The sequence below is a fragment of the Sulfurovum zhangzhouensis genome, from assembly GCF_030347965.1.
Lineage (GTDB): Bacteria > Campylobacterota > Campylobacteria > Campylobacterales > Sulfurovaceae > Sulfurovum > Sulfurovum zhangzhouensis.
In genome coordinates, this window is the sequence record NZ_JAQIBD010000002.1 from 520066 (window position 1) to 534243 (window position 14178).

20 protein-coding genes are annotated in these 14178 nt (G+C 38.5%); 2 read left to right on the top strand and 18 right to left on the bottom strand.

Annotated elements, in window-relative coordinates; genetic code table 11:
- The 13 genes from PGH07_RS07815 to PGH07_RS07875 all read right to left on the bottom strand — a co-directional run bounded on the left by PGH07_RS07815 (position 1) and on the right by PGH07_RS07875 (position 10187).
- Complete coding sequence (locus tag PGH07_RS07815; protein WP_289413831.1) at positions 1-342, bottom strand: hypothetical protein; 342 nt, start codon at positions 340-342, stop codon at positions 1-3.
- The gene (locus tag PGH07_RS07820; RefSeq protein WP_289413832.1) at positions 342-839 is read right to left on the bottom strand and encodes a hypothetical protein; all 498 of its coding nucleotides are present in this window, start codon (positions 837-839) and stop codon (positions 342-344) included. Before PGH07_RS07820 ends, PGH07_RS07815 begins: the two co-directional genes overlap by 1 nt.
- 15 nt (positions 840-854) lie before the next feature.
- Complete coding sequence (locus PGH07_RS07825) at positions 855-1652, bottom strand: S49 family peptidase (protein WP_289413833.1); 798 nt, start codon at positions 1650-1652, stop codon at positions 855-857.
- The gene (locus PGH07_RS07830; protein ID WP_289413835.1) at positions 1645-3216 is read right to left on the bottom strand and encodes a phage portal protein; all 1572 of its coding nucleotides are present in this window, start codon (positions 3214-3216) and stop codon (positions 1645-1647) included. The genes PGH07_RS07825 and PGH07_RS07830 overlap by 8 nt, the downstream gene beginning before the upstream one ends.
- Complete coding sequence (locus PGH07_RS07835; RefSeq protein ID WP_289413836.1) at positions 3213-3446, bottom strand: DUF6148 family protein; 234 nt, start codon at positions 3444-3446, stop codon at positions 3213-3215. Before PGH07_RS07835 ends, PGH07_RS07830 begins: the two co-directional genes overlap by 4 nt.
- 102 nt (positions 3447-3548) lie before the next feature.
- Positions 3549-3752, bottom strand: coding sequence for a hypothetical protein (locus tag PGH07_RS07840; RefSeq protein ID WP_289413837.1), 204 nt, complete (start codon positions 3750-3752; stop codon positions 3549-3551).
- A complete protein-coding gene (locus PGH07_RS07845) occupies positions 3752-5593 on the bottom strand; it encodes a phage terminase large subunit family protein (protein WP_289413838.1) in 1842 nt (613 codons plus the stop codon). Before PGH07_RS07845 ends, PGH07_RS07840 begins: the two co-directional genes overlap by 1 nt.
- A complete protein-coding gene (locus PGH07_RS07850; protein ID WP_289413839.1) occupies positions 5590-6279 on the bottom strand; it encodes a hypothetical protein in 690 nt (229 codons plus the stop codon). Before PGH07_RS07850 ends, PGH07_RS07845 begins: the two co-directional genes overlap by 4 nt.
- Before the next feature lie 284 nt (positions 6280-6563).
- Complete coding sequence (locus PGH07_RS07855) at positions 6564-7310, bottom strand: hypothetical protein (RefSeq protein WP_289413840.1); 747 nt, start codon at positions 7308-7310, stop codon at positions 6564-6566.
- Complete coding sequence (locus PGH07_RS07860; RefSeq protein ID WP_289413842.1) at positions 7310-8107, bottom strand: hypothetical protein; 798 nt, start codon at positions 8105-8107, stop codon at positions 7310-7312. Before PGH07_RS07860 ends, PGH07_RS07855 begins: the two co-directional genes overlap by 1 nt.
- Positions 8107-9360 carry an AAA family ATPase gene (locus PGH07_RS07865; protein WP_289413843.1) on the bottom strand — a complete coding sequence of 418 codons (1254 nt, stop codon included), beginning with the start codon at positions 9358-9360 and terminating at the stop codon, positions 8107-8109. Before PGH07_RS07865 ends, PGH07_RS07860 begins: the two co-directional genes overlap by 1 nt.
- Positions 9360-9689 (bottom strand): hypothetical protein, encoded by a 330-nt coding sequence (locus tag PGH07_RS07870; RefSeq protein WP_289413844.1) that lies wholly within the window; start codon positions 9687-9689, stop codon positions 9360-9362. The genes PGH07_RS07865 and PGH07_RS07870 overlap by 1 nt, the downstream gene beginning before the upstream one ends.
- 3 nt (positions 9690-9692) lie before the next feature.
- Positions 9693-10187 carry a hypothetical protein gene (locus PGH07_RS07875; RefSeq protein ID WP_289413845.1) on the bottom strand — a complete coding sequence of 165 codons (495 nt, stop codon included), beginning with the start codon at positions 10185-10187 and terminating at the stop codon, positions 9693-9695.
- On the opposite strand from PGH07_RS07875, the gene PGH07_RS07880 reads away from it, so the two are divergent.
- Both PGH07_RS07880 and PGH07_RS07885 read left to right on the top strand, forming a co-directional pair.
- The gene (locus tag PGH07_RS07880; protein WP_289413846.1) at positions 10186-10338 is read left to right on the top strand and encodes a hypothetical protein; all 153 of its coding nucleotides are present in this window, start codon (positions 10186-10188) and stop codon (positions 10336-10338) included. The two genes, PGH07_RS07875 and PGH07_RS07880, sit on opposite strands and share 2 nt — an antisense overlap.
- Before the next feature lie 287 nt (positions 10339-10625).
- Positions 10626-10952 carry a hypothetical protein gene (locus PGH07_RS07885; RefSeq protein ID WP_289413847.1) on the top strand — a complete coding sequence of 109 codons (327 nt, stop codon included), beginning with the start codon at positions 10626-10628 and terminating at the stop codon, positions 10950-10952.
- 63 nt (positions 10953-11015) lie between these two features.
- Here the strand turns inward: PGH07_RS07885 and PGH07_RS07890 are convergent, their stop codons facing one another.
- From PGH07_RS07890 to PGH07_RS07910, 5 genes are all read right to left on the bottom strand, one after another.
- Entirely contained in the window at positions 11016-11144 is a 129-nt protein-coding gene (locus PGH07_RS07890; protein ID WP_289413848.1) for a hypothetical protein, read from the bottom strand.
- Entirely contained in the window at positions 11131-11748 is a 618-nt protein-coding gene (locus PGH07_RS07895) for a hypothetical protein (protein ID WP_289413849.1), read from the bottom strand. The genes PGH07_RS07890 and PGH07_RS07895 overlap by 14 nt, the downstream gene beginning before the upstream one ends.
- A gap of 351 nt (positions 11749-12099) precedes the next feature.
- Entirely contained in the window at positions 12100-12876 is a 777-nt protein-coding gene (locus PGH07_RS07900; protein ID WP_289413850.1) for a DUF4760 domain-containing protein, read from the bottom strand.
- 1 nt (position 12877) lies between these two features.
- Positions 12878-13054 carry a S24 family peptidase gene (locus tag PGH07_RS07905; RefSeq protein ID WP_353049834.1) on the bottom strand — a complete coding sequence of 59 codons (177 nt, stop codon included), beginning with the start codon at positions 13052-13054 and terminating at the stop codon, positions 12878-12880.
- A gap of 56 nt (positions 13055-13110) precedes the next feature.
- Entirely contained in the window at positions 13111-13833 is a 723-nt protein-coding gene (locus PGH07_RS07910) for a S24 family peptidase (protein ID WP_434481302.1), read from the bottom strand.
- Between the last annotated feature and the right edge of the window lie 345 nt (positions 13834-14178).

The window sequence follows — 14178 nt, forward strand, 5'->3', positions numbered from 1 at the left end:
TTAACCTCTCTTCTTGATATAAATGTTTTTGTCTCTGAGAACATCTTTCACATCAGCGATAGTAAGTGTTCCACCAAGTACCAATGCATCCTCTGCTACTTCACCGCCTTCTACTACAGGTGCTTTTCTTGTTTCACCTGTTGGTACAGTGATATCAGCCAAAAGGATAGACTCTGCCTCTGCTGCCGTTGCCGTCAACTCATAGTTTCCGCCTACAGCAGCTCCAAGAACTGAACCTTTAGTATATGTACCCTCTACAAGTACACGTTCTCCATCTACTCTCCACTCAGAGAGCACCACACCGTTTGGATCATAAGTATTTTCATATGCCGGTTGTGCCATTATTTTTTACCTCCTTTAATTTTTGACATCATGCTGTCATGTCTTTTTTCTTTTGCATTTGCAGGTTTCTGATCACCATCTTCTGGGTTGTTCAGTTCCTTGAGATCTTCAGCAAGTTTTTTACCGTTGTCTTTGTGATGCTTAAGCGTCGTATCGAGCTTTCCTTGGTCATGATCAAACAGTTCGATCTTCACATCGTTTGCTGTTTTGCTTGAATCAGCAAGAGCATTATTTATGATCTCTTCCGCACCTGGTCTTGATAGAGCCTGGATAGACGTGATACGTTCACGCTCTTTTGTAACTTCACTGCCAACATCTACGCTTGCCTTACCTTCTTCCATAATCGTCGCTACTACATCAGGGTGTGATGTTTTGAGGCTCTCTGCGGTAATAGCAGGAGCGTTATTCGCAGCTGAAGCCATGATCTCTGCATGCACTGACGGAAAGTTTTCCGCTATGAACGGTGCAGTGATATCTGTATCTTTGTACATTGCCATACCTATTTCTCCTTTTTAAGATTGAATACTTTTGAGGAGAGCCTCAAAAGTCGTTATCTCATCGATCATTCCTGCACTTAGTGCATCTTCAGCGATGAGCATATCACCCTGTCCGAAATTGTCTAACACATATTCGTAGGTGACACCTCTGTTGCTAGCGACTTCCTGTACGAAAGTCTCACCCAGTCTATCCGCCCATGTCTGTACCTGCTCTTTGCCTGAGTCTGTACGAACATCCGGACGTTTTTTCGGGCTTATAGAAGAGACGATCTCTATACTCTCCATGCCGGGGTTGTTTTTAAAAGTAAATCCATAAACTGCGCCTATACTTCCAACCATCGCTGTCTTTGACGCAGCGATATGATCACATGCGCTTGCGAGCCAGTACCCTCCTGATGCAGCGACATCATCCACATAGGCAATAACCGGTTTTACACGTTTTACATCAGCGATGATCTTACTTGCTTCCCAAATGCCTGCGGCCTGACCTCCGCCTGTATCAAAGTTCATAACGATCTCTTTTACTCTTGGGTTATCACCTGCTTTTACAATGTCCTGTATAAGTGCCTCTGTAGATACATCCCCACATATTTCTGTAAACAGGTTCGCATAACGATAGATAGAACCTATCACAGGGATGACGGCCGTAGTGCCTCTAAGCTCTACCGTTCTGGTATTGTCTAGCGGTTGTCCTACTTTTGTAGCAAGCATCTCTACATCATATTCGCGTGAAGCGATCTGGCGCATAAGCTCAAGTCTTTCTGGAAGTATCAGCCACGACTCTTGCTGTAGTGCCTTTAGTACCCTACTCATTGTTCACCTCTGTTGTCATTGTATTTTGGTCTGAAGCACCGTCACGTACTTCAATAAGACCTGTCTCTTTATAGGTTTTTGTTTCCTGTTTTGCAGTTTTTGCATTGGCATTAAAGTCGGTTCCGTTCATCTCTGCTGCCTCTTTGGTTCTAGTACTGAATGCTTCCTCAACCTTCATCTTCGCAGCCTTTGTCTCCTGAAGAGGGTTAAGCTGAGCTTGCCCAGGACCATTCCATGTGCATCCACAATACGCTTTCATAACCATTGGGTCATCAAGGAATCCAGGTGCCGGCAAGTATCCAAGCATCACTGCTTCTTTTATGACTTCTTCATAGATAGGCTGGCAGAATCTGTCCGAGAACCATACGCGACGAGCTCTAAACATCTTCCATGCTTCAAGCAATGCACCACGTGAAGCAGAGTATGATGAACTGAAGTGTTTGATGAGTACTTCATAGGGAAGATGAAGTGCTGCACCAACATGTCTTAGTATCGCTGATACGAACGGATCGAACGCAGTATTTGGTCTATTTGGATTTGCAGTCTCTATACTCTCACCCTCTGCCAGACCTATGACTGAACCTGCTTCAAGGTTTATCTCTGAAAGATCATCGCTGTCTTGGTAGGTGGTATCTTCATCGTATCCTTCAGGAAGCTCACCAGACTCTGTTTTGATAAATACGGTAAACAGTCCGCTTACCACTGCAGCTGTAAGTTCTGCCTGAGTATAGTCACCAAGCTGTTTAAGCGGTTCTACCACCGGTGCCAATACTGAGATACCGCGTCTTTGATACGGTCTATGCTTTTCAAAGATATGAAGAACATTTCTTCTACCGTTATCTGCAAATACATCGATAGGAATCCACTTGTTTCCAGTACGTCTTGATGGATGATTTTTTGAGAAGTGATATCGTATCGGCGCGCCATACTCATCGTTCTCTATACCGCCTGCTATCGATTTTGTGTCTTTGAGTCCGTTAGGGTTTGAGCACATGTCCGCCTCTATGAGACGTACTGCAAGGGAGAAAGGGGAGTCTTTTCTTTCAATGTACGGTAGTGCAGCGAAAATATCACCTGATACAAACGTACCTGTTAGTGCTATCCCCTGAAGTTCGTAAAAATTTGAAGTATGCTCAGCATCTGCATTTTGGCTTTGAGCCCAGAAGTTAAAATATCTTCCAGCCTTGATCTCCCATACTCGTGCCTCATCTTCTGATAGTCCTAAAAAATCATTATCTATCTGTGGCTGTGCAGTAAGACCTGCACCCATGATGTTATACTTCATCGTTCCTATAGCACCAGATACGATTGGATGATTGCGGAAAAGGTCTCTTGTTACACCATGGAATTTTGTTAGATTAGTAAGATCATCTGCATCAGAATCCTGCGCTTTGAAATTTGCAGAACGCATAGAACGCTTGGATGATTTTGTAGCGATATACCCACTATCTGCCATTGCCTGTATCTTGAGTCTTGACTGTACTCTTTCCAGCGCTGATGCGGGACTGAATACTCCGATGGCACGATCGATGATATTCATATTCACAGACGGTTTTTTGCTCATCCTCTATATACCGCCTTCTTCATTCTTACGCCTTTTCTTCCACCCTCTGAGGCAGGGGTAAGAGAAAGTACTTTTTTCTCCCAGTAGGCTACATTTTCACGTACATATGACATATTTACTTTTGTAAATTCTTTGTCACCAATCTTGTATGATTGATTTTTCAAAATGGCCTTTTCTGCATTTAACCACTCAGTTAACATGGTATTTGCAGTATCAAGATCGATAGCCATATGCACTCCAAAAAATGATTTTGAAGCATTATTACAATTAACGTGATTTAAATAAAGACAATAAAGTTGTCTTGACTTTATGTTTTATTTTTAGTATGAGTGTTAAAAATCGAAGTAATAATCTTTTAGTTCTTTCATCGCATTTTCACGCTCTGACGGTGTTTCAAGCAGTTTATCGATGGCTTCTTCAAAGGTAATGTTATATTTTTCCTGTACATGTTCAATCATGGCAATATTTCTGTTTTTTAGTGAAAAATATTTTCTAATTCTTGTTTTTCTATCCCAAATACTGTTTTTTTTGCACATTATCTCCCCTTGCTCAATATTCTTCTTCTTTTTTTATTTGGTGTTGCATTTTGCACGTAAAATAATGGTTTGCTCAGTGCCTCAACATCAATGCCGCTAAGTTCCTTTGCGCAGTCTGCATAGATACGGCAGTCGGTGGACTCATTACGCTTTTTACCAGGATTTATCCATCTTCCACTATCTTCTCTCCTCTCTACAAGCAGCTGCTCAAAATAATTCATATCATAGCTATCAGGGAAATGGCAGTAGTTATCTCCTTTTTCTGAAATGACTAAACGTGAGAAGAAGTCATCTTTTGCAGCATTGACCCCAACCATGAATAGTTTTGTTTTATATTTTGATTTTGTTGGCACTTTATTTACGACTGGAGCATCTATCGTCTTTGATCCCTTGATGGCAAATATACGTCTCATAAATCTTTTTGACGTATATTCACTGACTGCCTTACTTCTGTGTCCACCGTAATCGACTGTTTTTGTGTGGATCTTCATAAGCGATCCTGACTCATGAATATATGTCTTGTTCAATAGCACTTCATCGAGTGCCATCTTTGTTTCAGGCAATGCAGGATCACCTGTGACTACACCTCGCTCGATACCCCAGCTCTGACCGCCTTTACCGTATCCTACAACTTCATACTCAAAACGGTCATCTTGTGTATCTACCCCGGCATGGAGTATAAAGACACCTTCAGGAACATCAGAACTGTACGTATAGCGTCTACTGTGTAGCTTCTCTGCGCTTGTCTCTACCTTGGTGAGCTCCTTATCCCATACTTCGGCAAATATGGTATTGATAACTGTCTTTAGCTTTGTATTGTCGCCTTTTTCAGACAGCTTGGAAGCATCGATAAATCTTTGCCCGATCGTATTCCAATCCCTACCCATGCCAAGAGGCTGGTACATACCTGTTATCCTGTATCCTTTCTTTTTTACACCAGGTCTATGAGGTATCCACTTGGCCCCTGCCTCTTCGCTCATCATCCACTCTTTGTGTTCTTCTCTTATCAGTGATCCGCAATGAGGACAACAAAAATCAACATTTCCTACAAGCTGGTTATTCTCATCATGTTCAAATTTAAAATGCTTCCACTCAAATATAACCATGTTTGATCTGTTTTGTTTATCATGCTCTCTCGGAGTACATTCAGGACATGGCATGTAGTAGTGGCGCTTATCTGTTTCATTGAACTCTTTATAGATATTTGATTTTGCCTTTGTTGTTGGTGTTGAGTTCGCATAGAACTTGTAGTTTGCATAAGTTTCTGTACGTCCCCTTGCAAGGTCAAGAGGGTTACCTTCTTCTCCCACATCTGTTGGCCATCTGTCTATATCATCGCATATGACTACTCCTGCAGGGATAGATGCAAATGATGACGGAGTCTGACCCCATTTAAGCTCCATATACCCATCAGGGTATTCCTTTGCAAGATCTGGTCCGCCATCACCTTTTCTCTTTGATGGACTTATCTTGTCTCTTAGGTCTGGTATCTTCAGGATAGCAGGGTTTATCCTGTTTTTTGCAGTAGTCTCTGCAATTGTCTGTGTATGTAGTATCATTAGCGATGCAATAGGTGAAAGATGGGCGTAATAAAGCATCGTATTTACACCTATCTCGGTAAAACCCATCTGTGTCGGTTTTATAACAATGATCTCTCTTGTAGGTGAATGAGGAGAAAGTTCATACATTATCTCCTTTGCATAAGGAGTTCTATCTGTTTTCCAAGGTCCTTTTTCTGCACCTTTTGCAATAATCCTATGCTCATCTGCCCATTCTGGCATTGTAGGCAGCTCTTTTGGCTGTACTGACCGTATAAATACATCATAGTAAATAGCACTCATTGGATAAGACCCTTGAGTGATTTATGAAACTCTAGGCGCATTATCTGCTTAGTTTCATGAGATGATTCTTTCATAAGAAGCCTTGGTCCAAGTCTATCTATGGCTGACTCAATAGCTGCTATCACATCAGAACCTGCACGTCTTGCCTCAGCATCAACATCTTCTTTAAGCACATATAGATCAGCTTTTATCTTGTCCTCAAGCTCTTTTCTATCTTTTTCCATCATCTTAAGCTTGATGTCTATCTCAGATCTTATCGCATCAGCAGCCTCTCTTTTGCGTTTCGCCTCTGCAAGTGTTGCACTTTTTATAAATTCTTTTTGGTCTTTTGTTAATTCTATACCGGCCTTCGATGCAACTGCATCAAGATCTGCTAATTTAAGTTCTGCTTCATTTTTTGCTTTATCTTCTAGCGCCTTTCTATCTTCATCGCTAAGGTCAGCCATTGTCTCATATCCTGGCACACTATAAAATGGCAAAGAAGCGGAATTATTATCCTGTATAGAATCACGTTTTATGTACTTCCCATTATCATCTATCTTTCCAAGATCATTTAGCGTCACTAATGCATCTTCGCTATCTATCTGCCCTCTATTATTTACAGTCTTAAGCACTCCACTCTTAACATACTTTGATATCTGCTGTTGGCTTACATCTATCAACTTTGCAAAGGAAGACTGACTCATAATCATGCTATATTCCTACTACTACCACTGGATATGTGCTACAACCATTTTTTAAAAAAAAATTTAAATGTGAGCTTTCGATGGGGTTCACACTACCCGTATGAGTTTCAATCCTATGGAAGAACCTATTTTTTTTCATTCAACCCACCCCATTCTTTTATTTTGTCTCATCACCCTATCTATCGCTTCACCAATATGTATATCCGATCTTCTAGACTGGACCTTGTTCACTGTATCCTCAAAAGATGTTAATCTTTTTTTATATTTCGGTTNCCTATTTTTTTTCATTCAATCCACCCCATTCTTTTATTTTGTTTCATCACTCTATCTATAGCTTCGCCTAGATGTATATCCGATCTTCTAGACTGTACCTTGTTCACCGTATCCTCAAAAGATGTTAATCTTTTTTTATATTTCGGTTGCTTGGATATTCGTAATATACATATAGGTTTGTCATGATCAGGCATTCGTGCATAGATACCAGGATGAAGGTGTGATCTTTTGTAAGTAGGTATTACAAAATATCTTTCATTCTGTCTGCTCCTATTTCTAAACCGTGATCTTTTTGTCTCATTTGCAGAATACCCGGACTTATATACAAGCTTTAGTTGAGATATGATCTTCACATATGTTGACGGCTTTATAGTTACACCGGGTGAAGGAGTAAGTATCTCATTCCTGCTCATATGACCGAATTCCATCATCGCTTTCTCAAGTCCTTTACGATCACGATCGCCACCAAAGAAATGATGTTTAAGTACTTTGTGCTGCCAGCTCCACTCATCAATGAATATCTTTACAAATAGATTTGATTTTGTTGCTTTCGTGATGCGAACCGGTGACAATAGTTTCTTCTTACTGATATTCAACCTATATGTTATCTCTTGATCGATTGATTCCTTTGTGTCAAACGCTAGATTGTTTGCAGCTGTGATAGCTATATACGGTATGTCTCTGTCCCTGATTCCATCTAAATCTTTTACCACGTCTTTAATACTATTGAAGTTGCCACCTACATTTATCTTTACCATTATGCAACTTCCTTTAAAAACTTTATTTCATCTTTACCAAACTTATCAGCCAGTGTAGTAGCTGGTAAACTGTAGCTATCATCACCGGTCATGAATATCTCTTTGTCAGGATCATAGATACCATCCATCCATTTACCTTGGAAAAATACGCTGATCTTTAGATCTAAGTAGTTAAGATATACCTTATTGTCAAGGAACTTCTTTACTCCTACTTTTCTATCTACGTTATGATCCTTCAAGTAGAAGATAGCTGCTACACTCAAACTCTTATGAGATACATCATCTACACGAACAAACGATTCCATACCTTCAAGTTTATTACCTGCATATCTATTGAACTGACGATAGATAAAATAAAATCCATCATAAAGCGCACGCGCATTATTTTTGATATTACTTATATTTAGAGCTTTGTTCACTTGCCGTTCACTTGCCGTACACTCTATTTTGTCAACACTCGGTATATTGGTACTTTGTAGGCTTTCAAAAGTTTCCAAGTCGTTCACTTGCCGTTCACTCTGATTTTTAATATAGCTATAGTGTTGGTGATTTAAAAGTATATGAGCATCATAAAATCTTTGTATCTCATCTCTAAATTCAATGATCCACTTATGAACGGTACCTTTACTCTCTGGTTTATCACGACCCCAAGATTTACAATAGAATCCTATACTATTCACTGCTTTATTCTGAACATCGTTATAGTACTCCCAGAAGCAACGTGCCTTATGCCTCTTACCTTGAGATTGAAGATCATCTATGTAATCAGTTGGATAGTTCTTATAATGTATATTCACTAGTCTATCCTTGGCATATCTAAATTGTCATTATCATCATACGTTACTTCAAAGCTTGGTGCACTGTTTCTAGGAGTTATCTGACGTTCAAATACATACCCGCCCGTATAACGTGCAGCACCATAGTTGTCCTTTGTGATCATGAACCGTCTCATATCTGCTTTCATAGGATCAGGGACATCTTTACCATCCTTACGGATAGTGATCTTCTCCATGTCATATACACAACGAACTGCATCTACTATAGCACCTGCACCACGTGCCTTTGTCATTCCGTTACTATCACCCTTCTTTGAGTGGTGAAGGAATATAAGTGATCGCTCTGTACCTCTGACCCAGTTCAAGAATGGCTGCATAAATACACGCGCCTGAGAGTTATCATTCTCATCACCACCATAGAATGCAAGAAGTGGATCAAGTACGATCACATCATATTCACTAAGCTCTCTCTTCATTGCATAGAACTTAGATGACATGTTAACTGTTCTACCACGTCCTTCCAGTAGAAGTATTGGATCATCAGTGCTTATATGGATAAGATCTCTATAAACATCTCCATAGGTATCTACGATCTTGTCAAGCATCGCATCAAATCTACTTCTAACGATACCTTCAGGGTCCTCTGATAACCATAGAAAAACTTTCTTACCTTCCAGTGCAGCACGGTAAGCAACCTGAAGCACAAGCCATGTCTTACCAGTTCCTCCTGGTGCAGCAAATATAGTAATCGTTCCAAGAGGTATAGGTATCCAGTTCTTACAAATAAATTCAGGATCTTTTGCCTCGGTGTCGAATATGCTTTTTCTACCAATTGTAAGCGTTCCCCCCTCAGCGATTGATTCCAACCTTTTTATAGTACTGTCGATTACTTCAAGAGGTAGTGCACCATCCTCTATAATTTTCTTCTTAATATCTGTAGACAAAGTTGCAAGCAAACGCTTCTGGCTCATAGATTTAAGCTCATTGACGTACTCATCGATATTAGATAGAGGGTTTGATGACAATAGATCAAGCATAGCTACTTCATCAAACTTACCTTCTTTATTTAACATATAACGTGTGAACTCTTCATCGATAGGTTTACCTTCTGAGTGAAGACGGTAACATGCATTGAAAAGATATTGGTGGAATGGTAGATAGAAGTCATTTGATGAGAGTCTTGTATAAAGCGTCTCAATGTTTTGATCATATGGGTCGAATAGTATAGAAGCAAGTACTCCACGTTCTATATTTAGGTTATACATATTTTCCATTATGCATCTCTCCCATATATCCGATATTCTTTATAAGGTGCACCATCCACGCGTCTTGATCCTATGCATACATTCCATTCGTTCCTAAGCTGTGCTACTCTTGTACGTACATTATGGATAGGAAGGCCATTCTCACCGGAAGGTCTTTGATAGTAGTCATCGATCGTGTTACCATCAAACAGAGATTTAAGAATGTGATAGTTATGAGATCCACGCTGTAAGGCCCCACCGTTATTACTTTTGAGTTTTTTTATTTGCTGGTCAAAATCAGCTCTGAAGTCGAACTTGAAGCATGTTTCAGTGTTATCACCATATTCCCATTCGTTCATATATTACTCCTCGTTTTTAGAGATGTACTCATTAAGCATATGTATGTATGTACCTTGCGCTTTTTCAACATCAGTAGCTTCTTTTAGCATGATTTCAGCCTCTTCTACTGTCACCTCTCCATCACTTAAAGCTTTCATATTTGCTATGATAGATTCAGATCCTTCTATTGCTGCTTTATCTGCTGCATGTCTAAGATCATTAACAGTTACATTGAATAGCTCATAAGATACAGGTTTGATCCCAAACTGTCTCATATACTCTCTAAAAAATACCATCCTTGCTTCATGATCGATGGTATGGATAAGAAGATCTATCTTTTGTGCATTAAGTGATTTATCGTAGTTGTTAGGATTGAGACAATTTGAAAACTGGATAGCTGCGTTATCACCGGAGAATCCTATTGCATCTGCAAGGTGTCCTCTTGTAATGTTATGTCTGGTATTGAAGTCATCTACAGCCTTTGTTAGAGCCGCATAAAGTAATATAGGTTTGTTCATGGGTGATCCTTTCTTTCTGTCTACTTTGGAAGGAGGTGACGGTAAGGATCAACTTAAAAACCCGTCACCGCCTACCAAAGCAGACGATAAAAGACAGGCACAAGCAAAATATGATAAAATGCTTATGCACAGCGTGCAAAGAGTGACTTGATCGGTCTCCAAACTTGCTCAAGTCACTCACTAAAACTCGTATTGTTATAAAACGTTACGAATTACTTGATTAAAACTATACTATCATTTGAGTGTATTTGTCAAGTATTTTGAATATATTTTATTTTAAGGGGAAAATAAATGAAGAAAANNNTCCAAACTTGCTCAAGTCACTCACTAAAACTCGTATTGTTATAAAACGTTACGAATTACTTGATTAAAACTATACTATCATTTGAGTGTATTTGTCAAGTATTTTGAATATATTTTATTTTAAGGGGAAAATAAATGAAGAAAATTGTCTTTATGCTTGTTTTTATCACCACACAACACTTCAGTGAAACCGTATCACATTGTAAAGAGATGGAAATGATGTGGCTGACATACGGTGATATGGCTGCCAAAGCATTTATGGAAGAAAAAGACATCACAAAAGCGACAAAACTGCAAAAACTTGCCGTTGAAACTGCCGAAAATATGCTAAAAGTATGCCCGGATGATTATTGGCTCAAAGACCATACGGACCAAAACAAAACTGTACAGTTCTGGAAAGATGATATGCAGCTTTATATAGATAAAACCAATGCTATGATAAAAAAGCATGACGGGATATGATCATGCAATTTATTAATTTTAAGTGGTAAATATGGGTTTAAAAAAATGTAAGGCATGTAGCATTTAAGATTTTATGGTAATAGAATTTTCAGCCTGCTTATAAGCTTCCTGCTCTGAATCAACACCAATCCATAGTCCTAATGCGATCATGATGATTAGCAGCATAGCTGCCAGCTGCTCAACTCTGCTCATAATTTGCTCTCTGTATCATTTCAGCCTTATAAGTATAAAAAGAGTCTCTTAGGTAGTGCGCCACTGCCTTGTTCTTCATTACGAACTTTACTAAGTATGGGTTACCATATTCTCTTTCAGGTAAACAGTAACATTCTACCACGTTCTGCCTCCATCCTGTTACCTCTATCTTCCATATGATCCTCACAAAGTCGTAGGTGTACTTGCCTTCCTTTATAGACTTTCCATCATAGTGCAGATCAAAGTATGGATGAGAAAGTACTTTATCAAGCATCATAAAAGATATAGGCATAGCAATGCTATATACTAAAAATGCAAATAACAAATAGAACATTACAATAGTCTCTGTATCTTTTGTCCCAAACCATGAGCTTATAAGTATGATCTCATCATGGAACTGTCCAGGAGCGTAGAATAGCATATACAAAAATATCCCTATCGCTGAACCTATCGCTATGAGTGCTGGCAATCTCCACTTCACTGTCATTTTCATCCCTCCGATAGGTGATACGGAGTCCTTATGCTCATGTATTGTGTTGTGTATATTATCTCCATTATGGATATCTCTAGCTTGGTCTATATGATCTATTTGGTTTTTACCCATTTGATCCCCCTTTTAATTTATATTTTTTGTGATTACATGGTAATTGTAGCGAGTAAAAAAGTATAATCTAATAGTTTGTAACAAAAATGTGAAATATTATTAACAAGTTATAGAATGTGATTTGCACTTATCATTTTGTTAACTGATTGTTAACTATAATAGTGTAAAAATGTACCGTAAGTACACAAAAAAATATCAATTTTTTATCAAAATGGTTAAAAATGGATAGAAATGTACTATAAATTAACGGTTATTTTACTATACTATAATAAGTGATATCAGATAGATATCATAGTATCTATGAATAAAAGGGGATACAATGAGACACGTTATACAAGGTTGGCCAGACGTTTAAGATGTCTGACCATTATCATTAATATATCTAGTAGCTACAGTTTGTAGCTCTAGGTATGTTGTTTTATCTCCATGAACTTTTTGGAGATGATCTATATAATTCTCAAAAATCATAAATGCTCTTATAATTCCATATTCCAAGAACATACGTACTGTTTCTTCATCAAAAATTTTATTATTTAAACTTACACATATGTATTCATACTCACCAAGATATTTAAGTATATTATCTTTAATTTCTCTTCCATTAACATCTTTTCTAAAAGAAATAGCTCTATATTTAGATTTTTCATGTTGTTCGTCTGGGATTAACTTTATATCATCTTCTGTTTCTTCTCCATGAAATACAAATTTACCACTTGATAACATAACCCCAATAGCATCATGAATTTCATAAAGAGAATATGGACCTTTTTGCTCTAGTATCTCAAACTTACCATGAAGATCGCTTATCGCTTCCTTGATAACTTTTCTACTTGCATGCATTTGTGTAGCTGCTAGCTGTTTAGTATTCCACCTATTTGCTTTTTCTGCTTGTTTACGGTTAAACCTAAATTGCTGTGCTGCGATACCTGCTGATACAGCTATCAGTCCACCTGTAATGACTTTTAGTACATCAATCGTAGTCTCAGAAAAACCTGATAACCATCCAAAGACTGCTGCACCAGTAAAAAAACCTAATAAAGTCCATGCAGCATGTCTTTCTATCGTTCCACACCACTTTGCATTCTTTTTACAGAAGCAAATGTCAGATAAATGTTCATACCACTTCATCCTACTTCTGCCCCTTCCGTCTCATCTGCCCTACTACCTCACCGATTACCATACACTCAGCTGTCTGCTCATCAGTTAGTTGTATATCTGCTACATCGGGGTTATCACTGCTTAGATTGAATCGTTTACTAAAAGGAACTTTCCTTATCCTCTTCACATAGATATCATCTTCATACATGATCACGTAGATCTGTCCATCTACTATGCCGTTACCATTGAGCGGAGAGACAAATATCAGCTCACCGTCTNGCTTAGATTGAATCGTTTACTAAAAGGAACTTTCCTTATTCTCTTTACATAGATGTCATCTTCATACATGATTACGTAGATCTGCCCATCTACTATGCCGTTACCATTGAGCGGAGAGACAAATATCAGCTCACCGTCTACGATGGTTGGAGCCATACTATCACCCTTTACATTTAGGATATGAATGTTCTTGTTGAATGATACTCCGAGGAAGTCCTCTACAAAAGCACGTGAAAGTTTCATAGGCTTAGTACCGCTCAGTGAGTCATATACCATAGCCCCACCGCCGGCACTTGCATATACTTCAGGATAGTATGGTATGCTGATCGTATCTTCTTCATGGTAAGATGGTGATGGCTCACGAATTGTCATAGAAGTTTTAGTCTTATCACCGACATGTATATTACGAGCAGTTCCAACGGTACCGATATTATTTTTACCAGTTTGGCTTATAATGTTTCTTGGTCCTTCCCCATACATCAGCCATTCAAGTTCTATATTAAGTTTATTTGCAATTACTATCAGCTTAGACATTGGAATATGTCCTCTTTGCTTCCAGTTGTCAAAAGTTCCCCTCTTTATATCAAGTTTTTCGAGCATATCTTTATATGTTCCAACTTTTAATACTATCTTAATACGCTCAAAAATATCGTCGATATCTGCTACTTTCTCATTATTTTCCATAAATCCCCTCATTTTACTTGACATATACCATCAAATGATAGTATTATCCATTATCCATTTATTACAAATACAATCCAATTATATCAAATTGGCTTTAAATGGATAAAGGTTATAGACATTTTTTTATAACCAAAATGCGGGAGATCGCCCGGACATGATCCGGTAATGCAGATGATAGCTTCATCTGCCTAGCTTAAGTGCGAAATGACCCATTTGGAACCAGCCAAATGAAGGTATAAACTATGGGGTGGCCACCAGATAGCCTATAACTCAAAAAAATAAATTTGAGTTTGTTTGAGTTGTAAAGGATTGCTTTATAACTCAGAGCTTTTTATAAGGCACACATTTGGAACAAACAAGGACAGGCAT